General features: G+C 30.3%; 18 protein-coding genes and 1 riboswitch. Of the genes, 12 read left to right on the top strand and 6 right to left on the bottom strand.

Features of this window, described 5'->3' with window-relative positions; translation table 11 throughout:
- The first annotated feature begins 591 nt into the window (after positions 1–591).
- The 9 genes from ACTG46_RS17420 to ACTG46_RS17380 all read left to right on the top strand — a co-directional run bounded on the left by ACTG46_RS17420 (position 592) and on the right by ACTG46_RS17380 (position 10236).
- Positions 592–1227, top strand: coding sequence for a single-stranded DNA-binding protein (locus ACTG46_RS17420; protein ID WP_054271686.1), 636 nt, complete (start codon positions 592–594; stop codon positions 1225–1227).
- Between the two features lie 183 nt (positions 1228–1410).
- Positions 1411–1980, top strand: a complete 570-nt coding sequence (locus ACTG46_RS17415; protein ID WP_021386272.1) for a class I SAM-dependent methyltransferase — start codon at positions 1411–1413, stop codon at positions 1978–1980.
- Between the two features lie 77 nt (positions 1981–2057).
- The gene (locus ACTG46_RS17410; protein WP_167639843.1) at positions 2058–2195 is read left to right on the top strand and encodes a hypothetical protein; all 138 of its coding nucleotides are present in this window, start codon (positions 2058–2060) and stop codon (positions 2193–2195) included.
- Positions 2192–3967, top strand: coding sequence for a sigma-54 interaction domain-containing protein (locus ACTG46_RS17405; RefSeq protein WP_167639844.1), 1776 nt, complete (start codon positions 2192–2194; stop codon positions 3965–3967). Before ACTG46_RS17410 ends, ACTG46_RS17405 begins: the two co-directional genes overlap by 4 nt.
- A 294-nt stretch (positions 3968–4261) precedes the next feature.
- Positions 4262–5569, top strand: coding sequence for an L-cysteine desulfidase family protein (locus tag ACTG46_RS17400; RefSeq protein WP_054271684.1), 1308 nt, complete (start codon positions 4262–4264; stop codon positions 5567–5569).
- A gap of 313 nt (positions 5570–5882) precedes the next feature.
- On the top strand, positions 5883–6422 hold the full coding sequence (gene hpt / locus ACTG46_RS17395; protein ID WP_054271683.1) for a hypoxanthine phosphoribosyltransferase: 540 nt from the start codon (positions 5883–5885) through the stop codon (positions 6420–6422).
- Positions 6423–6642: 220 nt separating this feature from the next.
- On the top strand, positions 6643–7176 hold the full coding sequence (locus ACTG46_RS17390) for a sigma-70 family RNA polymerase sigma factor (protein ID WP_079770295.1): 534 nt from the start codon (positions 6643–6645) through the stop codon (positions 7174–7176).
- Between the two features lie 62 nt (positions 7177–7238).
- Entirely contained in the window at positions 7239–8456 is a 1218-nt protein-coding gene (locus tag ACTG46_RS17385) for a DUF4179 domain-containing protein (protein WP_479923311.1), read from the top strand.
- A gap of 103 nt (positions 8457–8559) precedes the next feature.
- Positions 8560–10236: an exosporium protein gene (locus ACTG46_RS17380; protein ID WP_479923310.1), complete on the top strand. Its 1677-nt coding sequence runs from the start codon at positions 8560–8562 to the stop codon at positions 10234–10236.
- Positions 10237–10314: 78 nt separating this feature from the next.
- On the opposite strand, the gene dapB (ACTG46_RS17375) is transcribed toward ACTG46_RS17380, so the two are convergent.
- Entirely contained in the window at positions 10315–11070 is a 756-nt protein-coding gene (gene dapB, locus ACTG46_RS17375) for a 4-hydroxy-tetrahydrodipicolinate reductase (RefSeq protein WP_479923309.1), read from the bottom strand.
- 341 nt (positions 11071–11411) lie between these two features.
- Here dapB (ACTG46_RS17375) and ACTG46_RS17370 point away from each other — a divergent pair, with 341 nt between their 5' ends.
- The gene (locus ACTG46_RS17370; RefSeq protein ID WP_479923308.1) at positions 11412–12401 is read left to right on the top strand and encodes an SPFH domain-containing protein; all 990 of its coding nucleotides are present in this window, start codon (positions 11412–11414) and stop codon (positions 12399–12401) included.
- A gap of 113 nt (positions 12402–12514) precedes the next feature.
- Here ACTG46_RS17370 and dapD read toward each other — a convergent pair whose 3' ends face one another.
- From dapD to dapA (ACTG46_RS17345), 5 genes are all read right to left on the bottom strand, one after another.
- On the bottom strand, positions 12515–13231 hold the full coding sequence (dapD, locus tag ACTG46_RS17365) for a 2,3,4,5-tetrahydropyridine-2,6-dicarboxylate N-acetyltransferase (RefSeq protein WP_021386275.1): 717 nt from the start codon (positions 13229–13231) through the stop codon (positions 12515–12517).
- Between the two features lie 189 nt (positions 13232–13420).
- The gene (gene dapB, locus ACTG46_RS17360) at positions 13421–14170 is read right to left on the bottom strand and encodes a 4-hydroxy-tetrahydrodipicolinate reductase (RefSeq protein ID WP_054271677.1); all 750 of its coding nucleotides are present in this window, start codon (positions 14168–14170) and stop codon (positions 13421–13423) included.
- A gap of 66 nt (positions 14171–14236) precedes the next feature.
- Positions 14237–15124: a 4-hydroxy-tetrahydrodipicolinate synthase gene (gene dapA, locus ACTG46_RS17355; protein WP_003422063.1), complete on the bottom strand. Its 888-nt coding sequence runs from the start codon at positions 15122–15124 to the stop codon at positions 14237–14239.
- A gap of 116 nt (positions 15125–15240) precedes the next feature.
- Positions 15241–16242, bottom strand: coding sequence for an aspartate-semialdehyde dehydrogenase (locus ACTG46_RS17350; RefSeq protein WP_054271676.1), 1002 nt, complete (start codon positions 16240–16242; stop codon positions 15241–15243).
- Positions 16243–16414: 172 nt separating this feature from the next.
- Positions 16415–16588, bottom strand: a riboswitch (Lysine riboswitch).
- A gap of 77 nt (positions 16589–16665) precedes the next feature.
- Complete coding sequence (gene dapA, locus ACTG46_RS17345; protein WP_479923307.1) at positions 16666–17547, bottom strand: 4-hydroxy-tetrahydrodipicolinate synthase; 882 nt, start codon at positions 17545–17547, stop codon at positions 16666–16668.
- Between the two features lie 322 nt (positions 17548–17869).
- Here dapA (ACTG46_RS17345) and ACTG46_RS17340 point away from each other — a divergent pair, with 322 nt between their 5' ends.
- Positions 17870–19063 (top strand): L-serine ammonia-lyase, encoded by a 1194-nt coding sequence (locus tag ACTG46_RS17340; protein WP_479923306.1) that lies wholly within the window; start codon positions 17870–17872, stop codon positions 19061–19063.
- Between the two features lie 205 nt (positions 19064–19268).
- The gene (locus tag ACTG46_RS17335; protein WP_054271673.1) at positions 19269–20387 is read left to right on the top strand and encodes an N-acetyldiaminopimelate deacetylase; all 1119 of its coding nucleotides are present in this window, start codon (positions 19269–19271) and stop codon (positions 20385–20387) included.
- The last annotated feature ends 107 nt before the right edge of the window (positions 20388–20494 follow it).

Genomic DNA, 20494 nt, shown 5'->3' with positions numbered 1-20494 from the left:
AGTTTTTTATTTAATAAATTAATATAATTTATATAAAGCAATTAATATGCCAATTGTGTAATATATATAATAATTTATTAAATTAGAGATGAAAATTGTTGTATTTATAAAAATTAAAGCATAATTTGAAGTTAAATATTTACATTTTATGCTCAATAAACTATGCAAGTGCTCATATATTAATACAGATAAATAAAAATATTATCATATTAAGTCTAAAATAACTTGTAACTGATAAAAAATAAGTTATATATGACTCTAGATTTATCTGAATTATTTGGATAAATTTAAGTTACTGGATTTACTTGTATACAAGTATCTAGAATGAGTTATATATGACTTAAAAAAATATATAAAGAGTTTTAAAATTAATATAAGGGTGAAATAGAGGAATTAAACAGTGTGATGATATATAAATCCAATAACAATTTTATAAATTTAAAAAGGAAAAGATTAAATGAAATTTATAACTAAATAAAAATTTTTAAACAGCAATCAAAGATTTGTAATAAAATACATCTCTCACAAATATATTTATTATATAAGCTGATACCAGAAATATAAGAATTAACAATTGTGGAGGGATAAAATATGATAGCTGTTAAAGATGAGAATAACGTAGTAAACTTAAGAGGGGAGTTAGACAATAAGCTAGAATTTAGTCATGAGATATTTGGGGAAAAATTTTATAATATGAAAATAAAAATAAACAGACTAAGTGATTCTTTTGATATACTTCCAATGACTGTATCAGAAAGACTTCTTCAAGATGTTGACCTCGATAAACAAAATTTAGTCAATGTTGTAGGTCAATTAAGATCATATAATAAAACATTAAATAATAAAAATAGATTAGTGCTTACAGTGTTTGCTAGAGAAATAAAAAGCATAGATGAGGAAAATAAAGACCCTAATAGCATATTTCTAGATGGATATGTATGTAAGGAGCCTGTATATAGGAAGACGCCTCTAGGTAGGGAAATAACCGATTTATTGGTGGCTATAAATAGACCTTATAACAAATCTGATTATATACCATCAATAGTTTGGGGCAGAAATGCTAAATTTGCAAAGAATCTAAAGGTTGGTGATAGAATACAGCTTTGGGGTAGGGTTCAAAGTAGAGAATATGAGAAAAAAATAGATGAAAATAATGTGATTAAAAAAATGGCTTATGAAGTATCAATATCGAAAATAAAAAAACTGGATGAGAATAACAACGAATAGATTCAAAAAGTATACTGTTTTTTATGAACAAAATACCAATAATTCTGCTATAATAACATATTAAAATCCATAAAGATTGTTTAAAAAAATACTAATGAAATATCTCTTGAATAGTTGCTCGCCATTTATTATAATGTAATCTGTACATAATTTATAATTGAGGAAATGAAGAGGTGAAGCATTGTGAAAAGCATATTGTATCAGATAAATAGACAGCCAGTTAAAGCTAAATATACATCTGATGAATTAGAATGTTTTTTGGATACAATTGAGTATAATGTAGGTGATAAAATATTGCTTGTTGGTCATATAGGAAACCTAGGCAAGAGATTGAGAGGTCTTGGTACATCTGTAACTATACTGGAGAATAGTAACTATGAAGATGTCTGTTATTCTTTAGTATATAATGAAAATTGCAATGTAGTTAAAGGTAAGTTAGAGTTTTTACCATTTGATGATAATCATTTCAACAAGATAATAATAGTAGACCAATTTAATGTTATTACAGATTGTGAAAAAGCTTCATCTGAAATACAAAGAGTTTTAAAGGGCAATGGAGAGGTTATATTAGAGGATTTAAATTTAAAAAATTTAAAAGTTAAGTTAAACTATCTTAAACATAAGTTTTGTGGTTCTGTTGCAAAGATTCACTATCCACATGAAGTATTCAATATATTTTCAAGATTAAACTTTGATGGTATGATTAAAGAGTCAAACAAATTAAAATATATTTATGTGGGAAAAAGAAGATAAATGAGTTAAAATATAAATATGGATATAATATAAAAGACTAGGTTAAGCCTAGTCTTTTGTTATAAGGAGATGTTTAGATGGAAATAAATTATGAATTGATAATAATTGTTATGCTCTTTGTAATCCTAATGTCAATCCAATTTACTTTAAATAAGATATACTTGATTCTTAAAGAAATAAGACAAATACTTATGTTAAGAAAAAATAAGGAATGATGATTATGATAGGTTTAGAATATATAAAATCTGATATTCAAAATATAGCTGAGGCTATAGTATCAGTACTCAATATAGATGTAACTATAGTAAATAAAGAACTATTTAGGATTGCAGGAACAGGAATCTATGTAGATAAAATAGGTGAGAAAGTAGATAAATATACAGCTTTTAAAAAATCACTTACAGAACAGATTACAATACTAATCGATGACCCAAAGAGTAGTGATATATGTAAGGAATGCTATAAGAATGATGCCTGTGTAGAGTTTGCAGAGGTATGCTGCCCTATTATATGTGATGGTGATTCTCACGGTGTTATAGGTCTTATAGCCTTTACAAAAGAGCAGGCACAGATTATAGAAAATAATAAAAGTGGTCTTATAAACTTTCTAGGTAAGATGGCAGATTTAATATCGAGCAAATTAAAAGCTCAAATTAAAACGTATGAACTGGAATTAGAAAAGAAAAAATTAGAGACTTTATTAAACAACATGGACAAGGCTGTTGTATCTATTGATGTAGATGGCAAGATTGATAAGTATAACTCAAAATTTAAGGAGCTTTTTAATCTAAAAGATAATATAACTGGAAAAAACATATTTGCTGAATTAGATTTTATACAGAAGCCTTCTGTAAATAACTTTAAGAAAGATAAATCATGTAGCTTTTTTTATAAGAGATATGGATATGATTCAAAAGGAATATATAATATCAATAAAATAGTATTAAAAAATGAATTAAAAGGCTATGTTATTGATTTTATAGATAAAAGAGATGCTATAAAGAACTACAATAAGATTAATAAAGATTATAAGATAAAATTAGAAAATATAATTGGAGAAAGTGCAGCTATAAGACATTCTAAAAAAGAAGCCCTAATAGCCTCTAAATCAACTTCAACAGTACTTATTACTGGTGAAAGTGGAACGGGCAAAGAACTCTTTGCAAGAGCTATACACAATCATAGTAATAGGGTTGATAATCCTTTTATAGCTGTAAACTGTGCAGCAATACCAGATAATTTATTAGAGAGTGAGTTATTTGGATATGAAGAGGGAGCTTTTACTGGAGCTAAAAAAGGTGGAAAGCTTGGAATGTTTGAAGTAGCTCATAAAGGAAGCATATTTTTAGACGAGATAGGAGATATGAGTTTACACTTACAGTCAAAATTATTGAGAGTATTACAAGAAAAAGAGCTCAATAAGATTGGAAGTAAATCAAATGTTTTGATAGATGTAAGGATTATTGCAGCAACGAATAAAGATTTAGAAAAGATGGTTCAAAATGGGACCTTTAGAGAAGATTTGTATTATAGATTAAACGTTATACCTATAAAATTACCTAGTTTAAGAGAAAGAAAAGATGATATACCACTTATAATCAAGCATATGGTTAAAGAGTATTCAAAAAAACTAGATAAAAATGTTATTGATATAGATAGCAGAGTTGTCGATGCTATGATTGAATATAAGTGGCCAGGTAATATAAGAGAACTACAGAATATTATTGAATATAGTGTGAATATGTCTTCGTCTCCAGTCATTACAATGAATGTGATTCCTCAAAAGATAAAAAATACATCTGTAGAAGAATTAGAAGTTAAAAGTGATAGAATAGTTCCACTTGATGAACTTGAGAAGATTGAGATAATAAAAGCTTTAAATAGATACAAAGATTATAAAAAAGATAAAGAATTAACAGCTAAAGCACTTGGAATATCAAGAGCTACATTATATAGAAAAATTGAAAAATACAATATAATCTCATAGTAATATAGTAAGTGTAAGCCGTCTCAAAATGATATAAAATCTCATTTTGAGATTTTTTTTTGTCTTTTTGCGAAATTGTCATTCTCTTATCGATTGAAAGGAATAGAAAATTTCTATGTAAATAAAAAAAGTATATATATAGAATCAGTCATATCAATGATTATAGCGTATCAAAATAAAAATATAGAAAAAATAAAAAATATGGCATGTATCTTGCTATAAATATAGATAAGAAATTATTTAATAGAATTATTTGAGTACTAAATCTAAACTTAATTGGGAGGTTTATATAAAATGAGAGATATAAGAAAAGAATTAGTGGAAATGTTAAAGGCAGAAGTTAAGCCAGCAGTAGGATGTACTGAGCCAGTAGCTTTAGCACTAGCATGTGCAAAGGCAAAGGAATTATTAGGAGAAGAAATAGTTGAAAATCGTATGTTAGTTAGTCCTAGTATATATAAAAATGGTATGTGCGTAGGTATACCAGGGACTGAAAGATTAGGATTAAAAATAGCAGCAGCTCTAGGTATAGTAGGAGGTCATTCTGAAAACGGATTAAGTGTACTAGAAACTTTAACAAAAGAAGAAGTTAAAATAGCTGAAGACTATATGGATAACACTCCTTTATCGATAACACCTGCTGATACTAGAGAGAAAGTATTTATAGAAGTGTTATTAAAAGGAGCAAATCATACTTCTAAAGTTAGAATAAGAACTAAACATGACAACTTCACATACTTAGAGAAAGATGGAGAAGTATTACTAGATAATGAGCCAAAAGTATCAGTTTCAAATGATTCAGCAGAAAAAGCTGAGAGCTTAATGGACACTGTAACTATACAAGAATTAGTAAAAAATGTAGAAGATATTGATTTTAAAGATATAGAATTTTTACTAGATGGAGTAAAAATGAATGAAGAAATGGCCGAATATGGATTAAAGCAAAAAACTGGTATTGGTGTAGGATATGGAATCAAAAAATCTATGGAAGAAGGTCTTTTAGGTAATGATGTTATAAACTATGCAATGATGTTAACTGCTGGAGCTTCAGATGCAAGAATGGCTGGAGTAAAAATGCCTGTTATGAGTTCTAATGGTAGTGGAAACCACGGTTTAACAGCAATTCTTCCAATAGTTGCTTACAATAAAAAATTTCCACAATCTGATGAAAGACTAGCAAAAGCTTTAGCTATATCACATCTAGTAACTGGTTATATTAAAAACTATACAGGAAGATTATCTGCTGTATGTGGATGCGGAGTTGCTGCATCTACTGGAGCTACTGCAGGTATCTCTTGGCTTATGAATGGTACTGAAAAGCAAATAGAGGGAGCTATAGAAAACATGATAGCTGACCTAAGTGGAATGATATGTGATGGAGCAAAAGCTGGTTGTGCTTTAAAATTATCATCTGCTGCATCTGCTGCTATACAAAGTGCTATAATAGCTAAGCAAGACTGTTTTGTACCACCACTAAATGGTATAGTTGGTTCAAGTGTTGAGCAAAGTATACAAAACTTAGGTAGAGTAAGTGATAAAGGTATGTCTATAACAGATGAGATAATCTTAAATGTAATGAATGATATGAATAAAGTTGATTAGTATTTTAAAATATTTTTATATTATAAGATATAGTAAAAATAGAATAAATAAATTTAATTAGTGCCTCTGATGAAATACAATTATGTATAAATGGAAAAACTTGTTATTGCAAGTTTTTTCTTTTTTTGTCTAAAATATATAGTATGTAATTTAGTATTAATATATGAACTACTTAAAATATAAGATACGTTGTTAATAATTGTTGAATGCACTTAAAAACTCAATAATATTGGCTAATATTGAATAAGAGTATTGAAAAAGTGAGCAATCTCTTATAAAATTAAGAAGGATTATTACAATTGGAGGTCTTTTTATGGATATAGAAGCAAAAAAATGGGAAGTGTTGTATTCAGAAGAAAAAATTAAAGATAAATTAAAAGAATTAGGAGCAGTTATAGAAAAAGACTATAAAGACAAAAATCTTATGGTAGTTTCTCTATTAAAAGGTAGCTTTATATTTTGTGCGGACTTAGTTAGAAATATAAATTTACCTCTTAGAGTTAATTTTATGACTACATCTAGTTATGGAAATAGTGAAGAAAGTACTGGTAAAGTAAAAGTAGTTGCAGATGTTACTACTGATATAGCAGGATATGATGTATTAGTCGTAGATGATATTACCGATTCTGCCTTAACTATGGATTTTGTATTAAAGCATTTAAAAGCTAAAAACCCAGCTAGTTTAAAATGTTGTGTTCTTTTGGACAAACCAAGTAGAAGAAAAGTAGATTTAGTGCCAGATTATTGTGGATTTGAAATAGAAGATAAGTTTGTAGTCGGGTATGGATTTGATTTTGGTGATTACTATAGAAATGTTCCTTATATATTCAATGTTACAGATGAAGATAGATAAGCAATTATATAATTTTGTGGATGCCTCAATATGATTTTTATTAATCGTGTTGAGGCATTTTTCATTTGAAAGGTAATTTAAAGTAGGATTAGTTTAATTTTATATGGCTTAACTAGTTTTATTTTTATAAATATAATAAAAAAATTTAAAATAAGTGATAGGAAATGAGATTTTTAATTGTATTAGTAGCTGTAAAGGCTTTTACAAAGGAGGTATTAACTTGGAGGATAAACTGATAATCAAAAATATAAAAAAGAAAAAAGAAAAAGGGATGGAAATGCTTATTGATGAGTATGGAAACTTTATAGCATCTATAGTTAGAAGAACTCTTGCTAATGCTAGGATTTATGAGGAAGAGTGTATAGATGATGTACTTTTATCAATATGGAATAACATAGAAAAATTTGATAGTGAAAAAAATTCCTTTAAAAATTGGATAGGTTCTATCTCTAAATATAGAGCAATCAATTATAGGAAAAAGTACACAAACAATAATATGCACTTGGAATTGGAAGATAAAGAAATATCCTATATAGATAAAAAATTGTACAAAAAAGAAATTGAAGAAGAAATAAATGACCTTATAAGTACATTAAGTGATAAAGATGCAGAGCTCTTTAGAAAGTATTATTTAGAAGAGATATCTCTAAAAGACATAGCTATGCAAAATGAGACTACTGTTGAGAATTTACATAATAGACTTTCAAGGGGCAGAAAAAAGATGAAAATTCATTTAAATAAGAAGAAAGCTTAAATATAAAATGGATAATAGTAAATATTTGAATATAAAAAATATAGAAGAAAAGGAGATTTTTTATGAAAGATAAATTTGATTTATTTAATGAGACAAATATAAATATAGAAGAATATGATGACATTGTATTGAGTAGTGAAGAAAAAGAGGAGATGAAAAAGAGAATGAAATCTAAGGTTAAATATAATAAGAGTAATAATTTTAAGAGATATGCTCTTGTAGGAGGATTATCAGTAGTTATTTTAGGTACATCTGCATTTACTAATGAAACTACCTTAGCATACATGCAACATATAGGAAAACAAATAGAATACTTCTTTAATAAAGATACTGAAGAACTCAAACCCTATAAAAACATTGTAGACAGTGTTGTTACAGATAAAGGAATAAGTATAACATTAAATGAGATTATGCTTGGAGAAGGGGAGCTATTTTTAAATATAAGTGTTGATGATAGTAAGCTTGATAAAGATGCCTTGGGTTTAAAGAAAGAAAATGGATTCTTGGGAATTGATGATATTAAAATTAAAGTTGGAGATATGAACTTTGTTTCAGTATCAGGTCCTTCTACATCAGAAAAAAATAAAGATGGAACTACTAATATGGTTATGACATGCAAACTTGAGAATTTGGATAAAGATGGAGATGGAAAAAGTGATGTAGAAAATTTTGATTTATTGAAAAATGTAGATTTAAATAAAGATTATGATATAAGTATAAGCATAAATAAAGTTGAGTATGAGTTAAACAAGAGTATAAAGACATCAAAAGAGATAGAGATAGGAAACATGGGAGGAGTAGAAGGTGAGCACTTAAATGGGTATCTTAGTGGAAATTGGGAATTTAATACTAGTATAAATGGTTCAAATATAGCTAAAGATACAAGAATTTATAATGTCGACAAGAATGTACGATTAAAAAATAAAAACGTTGATATAGATTTAGTATTAAAAGAAGTGAGGGTTTCTCCAACGAAGATTAAAGTAATGTATGGATTCAAAGTTAATAAATATAATTTTGCTAAAGATGATAAACTTCCAAAAACATTAGGATTTGAACTTAAAGATGCAAGAGGAAAAAGTTTAGAGTTACTTAGTGGAGCAGGAGGATATAGTCTAGATTATTCTAAAGGTAATTATGTTGAATCTTCTTTAGAGTATGAAGTCAAAAAAGGTGTTAAAAAAATAAGTATTACTCCAATAATAGAGGATTGGAGCAAAGAAGTTAATAATATAGAGTCATTTAATAATCAAAGTATAGATATTGATATAAGTAAATAAATATATTCTCACATAAGAAATTGTCGATTCATATAATTATATAGAGTAATGCTCAATACTTATAGAGTATTGCTCTAATTTTAAAAGAGAGAGGATTTATTATATGAGTGATTACAATGACAATTCAGGGCCAAGTTTGTATCAAGATGTAGGCCCAACAGGACCAACTGGTCCAACAGGCCCAACAGGCCCTAAAGGAACAACAGGGGCAACAGGAGCAAATGGAATAACAGGTCCAACAGGAAACACAGGAGCAACAGGAGCAAATGGAATAACAGGTCCAACAGGAAATACAGGAGCAACAGGAGCCAATGGGGCAACAGGAGAAACAGGTCCTAGAGGAGCAACAGGAGCAACAGGAGCAAATGGAATAACGGGTCCAACAGGAGCAACAGGAGCAACAGGGGCCAATGGAATAACAGGCCCAACAGGAAACAAAGGAGCAACAGGGGCAAATGGAGTAACAGGTTCTACAGGTCCAACAGGAAATACAGGAGCAACAGGAGCAAATGGAATAACAGGAGCGACAGGAGCGACAGGGGCAAATGGAATAACAGGGCCAACAGGAGCAACAGGAGCAACAGGAGTGACAGGAGCAAATGGAATAACAGGGCCAACAGGAAATACAGGAGCAACAGGGGCAAATGGAATAACAGGAGCAACAGGGGCAACAGGAGCAAATGGAGCAACAGGGCCAACAGGAAATACAGGAGCAACAGGAGCAAATGGAATAACAGGAGCAACAGGTCCAATAGGAGCAACAGGGGCAACAGGAGCAGATGGAGAAGTAGGTCCAACAGGAGCAGTAGGAGCAACAGGTCCAGATGGAGCAGTAGGTCCAACAGGAGAAGTAGGTCCAACAGGACCAACGGGTATAGATGGAGCAACAGGAGTAACAGGTCCAACAGGAGCAACGGGAGCAACAGGCGTAGATGGAGCAACAGGTCCAACAGGAGCAACCGGAGTAACAGGAGAGACAGGAGCAACAGGTCCAGATGGGGCAACAGGAGCAACCGGAGCAGATGGAGAGGTAGGCCCAACAGGAGCAACCGGAGCGACAGGAGCAGATGGAGCAGTAGGTCCAACAGGTCCAACCGGAGTTACAGGAGAAACAGGAGCAACCGGAGCGGTAGGAGCAACAGGCCCAACAGGAGCAGATGGAGTAGCAGGAGCAACAGGGGCAACAGGAGCAACAGGAGCAGATGGAGCAGTAGGTCCAACAGGAGCGACAGGAGCGACAGGAGCAGATGGAGTAGCAGGAGCAATAGGTCCAACAGGACCAACTGGAGCAAATGGAGCAACAGGAGCAACAGGAGCAACAGGGGCAACAGGAGCAGATGGAGCAACAGGTCCAACAGGTCCAACAGGAGCAACAGGGGTATTAGCATCAAATAATGCACAGTTTGTAGTATCTTCTACAACCTTATCAAATAATTCATTAGTTACATTTAACTCATCATTTATAAATGGAACTAATATAACTTTACCAACAAGTAGTACTATAAATCTTGCAGTTGGAGGAATATACAATGTATCTTTTGGTGTACGTGCTACACTTTCACTTGCAGGGTTTATGTCAATAACTACAAACTTTAATGGAACAGCTCAAAATAACTTTATTGCAAAAGCAGTAAATACTCTTACTGCATCAGATGTAAGTGTAGGACTGGACTTCTTGGTTGATGCCAGAGCAGCAGCTGTTACTTTAAGCTTTACTTTTAACTCAACAACATCAGGTACTTCTGCTGCTGGATTTGTTTCAGTATATAGAATACAATAATATATATTAAAATCTCAACCTATTTAAATGTTTATACTTGAATATCTAAATAGATTGAGATTTATTATGTATAAAAAACTATCCTAATATGTCTGACATTTTATAAAGTCCCGATTGTTTACCAACTAAGAATTTAGCTGCAACTATAGAACCGTTTGCAAACACCTCATCAGATTGAGAATGATGACTTAATGTAAGAACTTCATTATCACCTGCAAATATAACATCATGGTCACTGATTATATTGCCTCCTCTTATAGAGTGTATTCCAATTTCGTTTGCTTTTCTTTTGCAATCCCTACCATATCTTCCATGTTTATTTATACTTTCAGGCAACACTTCTTTAATTGCATTTGATATCATAGTAGCAGTTCCACTAGGGGCATCTTCTTTTCTATTGTGATGTTTTTCTATAATTTCAATATCAAAACCATTTAGCATTTTTGATGCATCTTTAACCAATTTTATTAATATATTTACTCCAAGAGATGTATTTGATGATAATAATATAGGAATATTTTTTGATGCTTCTTCTATTCTGTTTAAATCACTCTCATCATAGCCAGTAGTGGCTAATACTACAGGTACATTATTTTTTAGCGCATATGATAATATTGGTTCTAAAGTTTCATGATGTGAAAAATCTATTATGACATCAGCTTTTTCAGTAACATCAGTCATTGTCTTATAAAGTTTTGTATCACCATGGCAACCTTTTTCATCAGCAGACCTAGCTATCCCACACACTAGTTCTAATTCACTATCTTTTTTTACACATTCTGCTAGTACTCTTCCCATTGTTCCATTATAACCACTAATTATAACTTTCAACATAAATTCCTCCTATTAAATTAATAAAAATTTGTTGTATTACTATAAGTTTATTTTATCACTAATACAATTTATATAAAATAATATTAGTGATATTAGAGTTATAGTTTACTGGATATTTAAAAAAGAGTGCCTAAATTTAATATATATTAAATTTAAGTTCATATTTCATAAAATTCGCTTAAAAATCAATATTAATATATTAAAAGCTCTAAAGATGTGTATATGTAAAGATAGATAAAAATTTAAAGTATTAACTTTAAACTCAACATTTAGGGTATTAAAAGTGATATTATTAAATTAGAAATATCTTAACTTAATATACTAAGATGGGAGTGATAGATATGTTAAAAGAAGAGAAGACTTATCAAGAGAAAGAAGCAAAGACATTTAATGGAGTAATGGCTTTGATAATGATTATCTTATTTTTAGTAGTTTCAATAGCTATTATGGTTTTTGGAATAATAAAACTTGATAGTGGCTTTGCTGGGATAGGTTCACTTATGTTAATTTCAGGGCTTGTATTTATACTGGTAGATTTTATCCTATGTTTTGGACTAAAGATGATTAATCCTAAGGAAGCTATAGTTCTTGTTTTGTTTGGTAACTATTATGGGACTATAAAAAAAGAAGGATACTATTGGGTAAATCCATTTTGTTCTGCAATAAATCCAACATCATCAGGAATTAATATATCAAAATCTTCATCTGATGAAAAAGTAGATATATCATCTAATCCAAGAGGGAAAAAAGTATCTTTAAAAACAATGACTCTTAATAATGAAAAGCAGAAAGTTAATGATTTATTAGGAAATCCGATTATAATAGGAGTTGTTGTAATTTGGAAGGTTGTAGATGCAACAAAGGCAGTATTTAATGTGGATAATTATAATACATTTTTATCTATTCAATGTGATTCGACTATTCGTAATGTTTCAAGACTTTATCCATACGATGTATCTGAAGATGGAGATGAGAAATCTCTTCGTGGTAGTAGTCAAGAGATAGCTGATAAATTAAAAGACGAATTACAATCAAGAGTTGATATTGCAGGAATTGAAGTGTGTGAAGTAAGAATTACTCACCTTTCTTATGCACCAGAAATTGCAGCAGCAATGTTACAACGTCAACAAGCAGAGGCTATAATAGCAGCACGTAAAAAGATTGTTGAAGGGGCTGTAAGTATGGTAGAAATGGCACTAACTAATTTAAGTGAAAATAATGTTGTAACTTTGGATGAAGAACATAAAGCAGCTATGGTAAGTAATCTATTGGTTGTTCTTTGTGGTAATAAAGATGCACAACCAGTAGTAAATAGTGGTTCAATATATTAATCTAGGGTAAAGTTAAGACATTTTAAATAATTTCAAATATCCTAAAAAGAGGGTGTCTCTAATGAATTAAATTCATGTTGAGACACCCTTTTGCTTATACATTACTTATTTAATTAATCTAAATTTCTAAGGTCATCCATAAGTTTAGTCTTGTCAGCCGTTTTTTCATCTTTCATTTTTATAACTTTAGCAGGAGAACCAGCAACAACAGCACCAGCTTCTACATCAGTAGTTACAATAGCACCAGCTGCAACAACAGCGCCTTTACCGATTCTAACACCTTCAAGAATAACTGCATTAGCTCCTATTAAAACATCATCTTCAACTATAACAGGAGTAGCAGAAGGTGGCTCTAAAACACCAGCAACAACAGCTCCAGCACCTAAATGAACATTTTTACCAAGAGTACCTCTAGCTCCAATAACAGCATTCATATCTACCATAGAACCTTCACCAATAACAGCTCCTATATTTATAACAGCTCCCATCATTACAACAGCATTTTTTTCTATAGTAACCATGTCTCTTATTATTGCACCTGGCTCAATTCTTGCATGTTCACTTAAAGTATTTTTTAGAGGAATAGCAGAATTTCTTCTATCGTATTCTACATGAGTATCTATTATATCTTTACCATGTTTATCTAATACTTCCATTATATCTTCATAGTCACCTATAAATATATAAGAACCATTGCATCCAAATACTTTGAATTTATCAGTTGATTGGAAATGTAAAGAGTTAGTATTTACATATACCTTAACAGGTGTTTTCTTTTTAACTTCTTTTATATATCTTGCTATTTCATAAGCATCGTTTAAATTTACCATTTGTTAATTCTCCTTGTATTTCATTATATTTCTTTTATTATATACTTATTTATCAATTTTAGTATATACTTACTTTTCATTATTTACATTTTATTTTACAGATTTTTTATTATATAAGCATAGTATCAAATAAATTTATCTATTGTATATATTTGAGTTAAACTGTGTGTCCTCATTATATTATTGTTATTATCCTAACATGCTGTCCATATTATAAAATCCTGGTTTTTGTTTAACTAAGTATTTAGCAGCAGCTATAGAACCACTTGCAAAGATACCACGAGATTGGGCTTGATGGCTTATTGTAAGGACTTCATTATCTCCTGCAAATAGAGCATCATGTTCACCAACAATATTTCCACCTCTTATAGCATGAATACCAACTTCGTTTGGTTGTCTTTTTGCGCTACGACCATATCTACCATAATTATTTTCAACATTTGGTAAAACCTCTTTTATAGCGTTAGCAATCATAACAGCTGTGCCACTTGGGGCATCTACTTTTCTGTTGTGATGTTTTTCTATTATTTCTATATCAAATCCTTCTAATAATTTAGCTGCATCTTTAACTAATTTCACTAATACATTTACACCAAGAGACATATTATATGATTGGAATACAGGAATAACTTTAGCCGCTTCATGTATTTTGTTCATTTCTTCATCATTATATCCAGTAGTAGCAATTACTAACGGTGTCTTAGTCTTTAAAACATAAGATAAGATATTATCTAAATTAGAGTGATGAGAAAAATCTATAACTACATCAACTTCTTCAACTATAGTGCTCATGTCTTCGTAGATTTTAAGGTCACCTTCACAACTATCCATACCTCTAGCTGCAACACAAACCAATTCTAATTCACTATCTTCTCTTATAGTATCGGCTAAAATCTTACCCATTTTTCCATCATAACCAGTTGCTATAACTTTTAACATAATTTCCTCCTATGATTAAGGGCTAACTTTTGACCAAACCTATTTTTTACCATGCATCAATTTTTACTATGCATTAACTTTTAGTCCAAAGTTAACTAATTCTTTCTTTAATACTTCTAAATTTGCTGGGTCCATTTCTGCTAGAGGTAATCTTAAATCTCCAACATTGAATCCTAGTAAATTCATTGCAGTCTTAACTGGTATAGGATTTACTTCTATAAATAAAGCTGCTATTAGAGCATCCATACCAAGTTGTAATTTTCTAGAACCTTCTATATCGCCTTCAAAGAATTTGGCTACTAAATCGTGAGTTTCTTGAGGGCAAACATTAGCAAGTACTGATATAACTCCTTGACCTCCTAAAGATAATAAAGGAAGTATAGTATCATCATTACCAGAGTAGATAGCAAAATCATCTGGAACTAAACTAGCTATTTCTGCAACCTGTCCTAGGTCTCCACTAGCTTCTTTTACAGCAACTATATTATCTATTTTAGCAAGTTCAACTATAAGGCTAGGACTTATATTTACACAAGTTCTTCCAGGGACATTGTAAAGTATAATTGGAAGTTTGACACTGTTAGCTATTGTTTCAAAATGACGTTTAAGTCCAGCTTTATTAGCTTTATTGTAATAAGGAGTTATGATTAATAGAGCATCTACTCCTAATTTTTCAGCTTCTTGGCTTAGATTAACTGAGTGCATAGTATCATTAGAACCACTTCCAGCTATAACAGGAACTCTTTTATTAACTTTTTCTACAACATACTTAATAGTAGCAAGTTGTTCTTCATCAGTCATAGTATTAGCTTCACCAGTAGTACCACAAGATACTATAGCATCAGTACCATTAGCTATCTGGTATTCAACCAATTCGCCTAATTTGTCAAAATCAACTTTGTTATCCTTTGTAAATGGTGTAACTAGAGCAACAGCAGAACCTTTAAATATCATATAAAATCAATCCCCTCTTTTTTATTTTTGTGTTTTATATTACAGTTACTTCTAATGCTTGTTTTTATATTATTATTAATATTTTACAAAATTATATATTTATACAAGTTTGTATATTATACTAAATCGTATGATAAAGCCATTTCAGCTATTTGAATTGCATTAGTTGCAGCACCTTTTCTGATATTGTCAGCTACAACCCAAAGATTTACACCATTGTCAACACTGAAGTCTCTTCTTATTCTTCCAACAAATACTTCATCTCTATTGTCAAATTCTACAGCAGTTGGATATTCATTATTAGCAGGATTATCAACTACTACAACCCCTGGAGCTTCTTCAAGTGTTTTTACTAAGTCTTCTAATTCAAATGGATTATTAAATTCAACGTTTATAGATTCACTATGACCATTTCTCACTGGAACTCTTACAGTAGTTGCAGTTATTTTTAAGTCGTAATTATTAAGTATTTTCATAGTTTCATTTACCATTTTCATTTCTTCCTTAGTATATCCATTTTCAGTAAATGAATCTATATGAGGAAGACAATTGTAAGATATTTGGTGAGGGTAGAATCCAGTAGGATTACCATTCATCCCTTTCTCTAAATCTTCAACACCTTTAACACCAGAACCAGATACAGCTTGGTAAGTAGAGTATACTACTCTCTTAATTTTGTACTTATCATCAAGTGGCTTAAGAGGAACCATAGCTTGTATAGTAGAGCAGTTAGGATTAGCTATTATGCCCTTGTGTTCTTTTATTGCTTCAGGATTTACTTCAGGAACTACTAAAGGAACATCTGGGTCCATTCTCCAGTGACTAGAATTATCCACTACTAAGATTCCATTTGATGCTGCTATTGGAGCATACTTTTCACTAATACTTCCTCCAGCAGAGAATAGTGCTATTTGTATACCTCTATCAGTAAATGAAGTTTCCTTTAATTCTTCTACTATATATTCTTTACCACAAAATATTACTTTAGAACCAGCTGATTTAGAAGAAGAGAATAAAAATAGATTTTCTATTGGAAAATTTCTTTCTTCTAATACTTTTAAAAATGTTCTACCTACCATTCCAGTAGCACCAACTATCGCTACGTTTACTTTTTTCATATAAATTCACCCCAATTTTAAATTATTAAAACATTATTTGATTTTAGTTATACAAGTAAGATATGTTAATATTTTTTTATATCCAAAAACTTTAATATTATATTAACAACTTTAATTATATACAAAAAACGTACAAAGGTATACTTTGTACGTCTAATTTATCACTCAAAGTAAACCCTGTAGCTCATCACTTATAATATAAGTGACAGTATTACACATGTTATGTGTAATCCCAGAAAATATAATTGCAAGAAATATTTTCTTCGGCTGTAAATCCTTTTTCCAATCATTAACGCCTGCCAGCTACTATTGGATACTCTTAGTTACAGCTACCTCTACCCTAGGTTAATAGGATATTAAAATTTGATTATTCTAATAATAATACATATTTAAGAAAAAATCAACTTATTTATATAAATATTGCTAAAATTTAAATCCAAAATTTGTCAATTCTTGTTTTAATACATTAAGATTAATTTCTTCCATTTCAGCTAGAGGAAGTCTTAAATCTCCAACATTAAAACCTAAAATATTCATGGCAGTTTTAACTGGCACTGGATTTACTTCTATAAATAAGGCAGCAATTAAAGCATCCATATCAAGTTGTAATTTTTTTGAGCCTTCAATATCACCTTTAAAGAATTTAGTTACTAAGTCATGTGTCTCCTTAGGGCAAATGTTAGCAAGCACAGAGATAACACCACTTCCACCTAATGATAATAGTGGTAATATAGTGTCATCATTACCGGAGTATATAGCAAAGTCTTCAGGTACTAATTTAGCTATTTCTGCAACTTGAGCTAAATCTCCACTTGCTTCCTTTACAGCAACTATATTATCTATTTTAGCAAGTTCAGCCACAACAGATGGCTTTATATTTACTTTAGTTCTTCCAGGTACATTGTATAAAATAATTGGTAACTTAACGCTATTTGCTATTGTTTCAAAGTGAAGTTTAAGACCTTTTTCATTAGTCTTATTATAGTAAGGAGTTATTATTAAAAGTCCATCAACTCCTAATTTTTCAGCTTCTTGACTCATATGAACAGACAACATAGTATTGTTTGAACCAGTACCTGCAATGACAGGTATTCTTTTGTTAACTTTTTCAACTGTATATTTTATTACAGCAAAAATTTCAGATTCACTCATAGTAGTTGCCTCACCTGTTGTTCCACAAACAACTAGTGCATCTGTGTCATTCTCAATGTGGTATTCGATTAATTCACCTAATTTTTCGAAGTTGACATTATTATCCTCTGTGAATGGGGTAACTAAAGCAACAGCAGAACCTTTAAATAACATATAATCAAATCTCCTTTTTTATCTAAATTTAATTTTTTAAGTACAATAATAATTATAGTACAAATTAATTAATTTTAATAGGTATAGTTAATATCTTAACTGTTTAAATAAGATATTTATATTATATTAATATTAGAAAAATTTGAAATAAATGTTTTATTCTCAAAATATGCATATTAATTTAATAAAATATACCAAAATGGAAATAAAAAATAAATTTTATGCGAATTTAATAACTAATAATTAATATATTTAGGTTATAATAAATATGTGCGTAAAATCTAATAATAAGCAATAATACCGTAAATTTAGGAGGAATAATATGGATACTTTAAAGGAACTTTTTAAAATAGGAAGTGGGCCTTCAAGTTCTCATACTATGGGACCACAAAGAGCAGCAGAAAGATTTAAAAATGAAAATTCAGATGCAGAAAGTTTTAGAGCAATATTATATGGTAGTTTGGCAGCTACAGGAAAAGGTCACTTAACTGACTATATAATTGAAAAAACGATATCGCCAAAAAAAGTTGAAATCGTTTGGGAAGAAGATATTATAAAAGATTTTCATCCAAATGGAATGAAGTTTGAAGCTTTAGATAAAGAAGGAAATGTAACGGCTGAATGGACTGTATATTCTGTAGGTGGAGGAACTATAGCAGAAGAAGGTCAAAGAAATAGCAAAAGCAACAGTATATATCATCTAGATACTATGGATGAGATAGTAAAATGGTGTAAGGAAAATAATAAGACTTTAGTAGATTTTGTGTTGGAATGTGAACCAGAAGACATAAAAGATTATATAAAAACTATAAAAGATGCTATGAGAAAATCTATTGATGATGGATTAAGCACAGATGAAATAATACCAGGTAAATTATTATTAAAAAGAAGAGCAAGTACGTTTTATAATGCATACCAAAAAGATAAAAACTTCTCAACACTTGTATATGCATATGCACTAGCAGCTTCTGAGCAAAATGCTTCTGGTAATATCATAGTTACAGCACCAACTTGTGGTTCTGCTGGTGTAATCCCAGGAATATTCTTTGCAATGCAAGATTTCTATAAGTATGATGACCAAAAAATAATTGAAGCACTACTTGTGGCTGGGATAATAGGTAATATAATAAAGACTAACGCATCAATATCTGGAGCAGAGGTAGGGTGTCAAGGTGAGGTTGGTGCAGCTTGTTCTATGGCAGCAGCGGCAGTAGCATACTTAAAAGGTGGTACTATAGACCATATTGAATATGCAGCAGAAATAGCACTTGAACATCATCTAGGAATGACTTGTGACCCTGTATATGGATACGTTCAAATTCCATGTATAGAAAGAAATGCTATGGCAGCTCAAAGAGCTTATGATGCAGCTAATTATGCATTATTAACTGATGGCTCACATTCTGTCTCCTTGGACCAAGTTGTTGAAACAATGAAAGAAACTGGTATAGACATGATGGATAAATATAAAGAAACTGCTAAGGGTGGACTTGCTAAACATTTCTTCTCTTGCTAAAAAATAAAATTTTTAAGTAATAATTCCCCTGTTTTGATTTATGAAACAGGGGAATTATTATTAATGGTGAATTATTTAATAATGCAAAATATTTTTATATTAAATTTAATTTTTTACTTTTAATTAGTATAGTTTGTTATATAATGTTTTAATTATGAGGGATATAGAAATATTTTTTAATAAATTAAAATTTGGAGGAGATTACATGAGAGAGGCATCATATTTACAAGAGCAACTTTATAAACATAGAAAGGCATTAAATCCAATTGCAGAGATTGGAAGAAAAGAATATAAGACTTCAAAATACATAAGAGATTATCTTGATAAATTGGGGATTAAGTATGAAGTTTACTTAGAAACAGGTATAGTAGGAATAATAGAAGGCAAAAAACCTAAAAAAGATATAGCTTTTAGAGCAGATATAGATGGGCTTCATAGTGAGGAAGGTGTAAAGCATTTATGTGGTCATGATGGACATGCCACTATATTACTTGGATTAATTGAATATTTGAATGATAACAAAGAACAACTGAATGATAATATAGTATTCATATTCCAACCAGCAGAAGAAGGTCCAGGGGGAGCAAAAGCTTTAATAAATGAAGGTGTACTTAGAAAATATAATGTTGATGAAATATATGGACTTCATATATATCCAGAGTTGCCAGAAGGTTATGTTGGTACAAGAGAAGGATACTTTATGGCTCAAATAGGAGACATTGATATAGAAATAGTGTCTAAAAGTGGACACGGTGCTATGCCACAAAATGGAATTGATGGGATAGTTATAGCTTCAAACTTTGTAAGTTCACTTCAAACTATAGTATCAAGAAATATAAGCCCAATAGACAATGCAGTATTGACTATTGGTAGAATTGAAGGTGGAGCTAGAAGAAACATAATAGCTGAAAATATAAAGATGGAAGGTACAATGAGATGCTTCAGCCCAGAAGTATATGAGAAGATGAAGCTTAGAGTTAGAGAACTTGCTAGAGGGTTTGAACTGGCTTATAACTGTAAGGTTAATATAAACATCATAGACGATTATATTGCTGTTAAAAATGACAAGGATTTATATCAAGAATTTGTAACAGCTGTTGGAAATGATAGTGTTGTGGAGTTAGAGCCACTTATGATATCAGAAGATTTTTCTTATTATCAAAAAGAAGTTCCAGGTTTATTTTTTATGTTAGGTTCAAGAAATGAGGAAAAAGGATTTGTAAATGGTCTTCATAATATAAACTTTAATTTTGATGAAAAGATATGTGTAAACGCACTGAATGTCTATGCGAAATTATTAAAATATAAAGGAGCTATAGATTAAGAAATAATTTATAAAAATTAAAAAGTAGAGATACTTAAATCTAAAAAGATGTGAATTGATAAATACCCCTTACATATTTGTATAAATTTCTTTTAATTGACAAAAAT

It is taken from the genome of Clostridioides sp. LIBA-7678 (genome assembly GCF_056716065.1).
The sequence above is the reverse complement of the archived record's forward strand: the minus strand, read 5'-3'. Positions and strand labels throughout refer to the sequence as shown.

Bases quoted from the DNA above. Each gene is read 5' to 3' on its own strand.
- ACTG46_RS17335 (WP_054271673.1), top strand. From the start codon at position 19,269: ATGAGAGAGGCATCATATTTACAAGAGCAACTTTATAAACATAGAAAG.
- hpt (WP_054271683.1), top strand. From the start codon at position 5,883: ATGGATATAGAAGCAAAAAAATGGGAAGTGTTGTATTCAGAAGAAAAA.
- ACTG46_RS17420 (WP_054271686.1), top strand. From the start codon at position 592: ATGATAGCTGTTAAAGATGAGAATAACGTAGTAAACTTAAGAGGGGAG.
- dapA (WP_003422063.1), bottom strand. From the start codon at position 15,124: ATGATATTTAAAGGTTCTGCTGTTGCTCTAGTTACACCATTTACAAAG.
- ACTG46_RS17340 (WP_479923306.1), top strand. From the start codon at position 17,870: ATGGATACTTTAAAGGAACTTTTTAAAATAGGAAGTGGGCCTTCAAGT.
- dapB (WP_054271677.1), bottom strand. From the start codon at position 14,170: ATGTTAAAAGTTATAGCAACTGGTTATGATGGAAAAATGGGTAAGATT.
- ACTG46_RS17410 (WP_167639843.1), top strand. From the start codon at position 2,058: ATGGAAATAAATTATGAATTGATAATAATTGTTATGCTCTTTGTAATC.
- ACTG46_RS17405 (WP_167639844.1), top strand. From the start codon at position 2,192: ATGATGATTATGATAGGTTTAGAATATATAAAATCTGATATTCAAAAT.
- dapD (WP_021386275.1), bottom strand. From the start codon at position 13,231: ATGGTAAATTTAAACGATGCTTATGAAATAGCAAGATATATAAAAGAA.
- dapB (WP_479923309.1), bottom strand. From the start codon at position 11,070: ATGTTGAAAGTTATAATTAGTGGTTATAATGGAACAATGGGAAGAGTA.
- ACTG46_RS17350 (WP_054271676.1), bottom strand. From the start codon at position 16,242: ATGAAAAAAGTAAACGTAGCGATAGTTGGTGCTACTGGAATGGTAGGT.
- dapA (WP_479923307.1), bottom strand. From the start codon at position 17,547: ATGTTATTTAAAGGTTCTGCTGTTGCTTTAGTTACCCCATTCACAGAG.
- ACTG46_RS17400 (WP_054271684.1), top strand. From the start codon at position 4,262: ATGAGAGATATAAGAAAAGAATTAGTGGAAATGTTAAAGGCAGAAGTT.
- ACTG46_RS17380 (WP_479923310.1), top strand. From the start codon at position 8,560: ATGAGTGATTACAATGACAATTCAGGGCCAAGTTTGTATCAAGATGTA.
- ACTG46_RS17385 (WP_479923311.1), top strand. From the start codon at position 7,239: ATGAAAGATAAATTTGATTTATTTAATGAGACAAATATAAATATAGAA.
- ACTG46_RS17370 (WP_479923308.1), top strand. From the start codon at position 11,412: ATGTTAAAAGAAGAGAAGACTTATCAAGAGAAAGAAGCAAAGACATTT.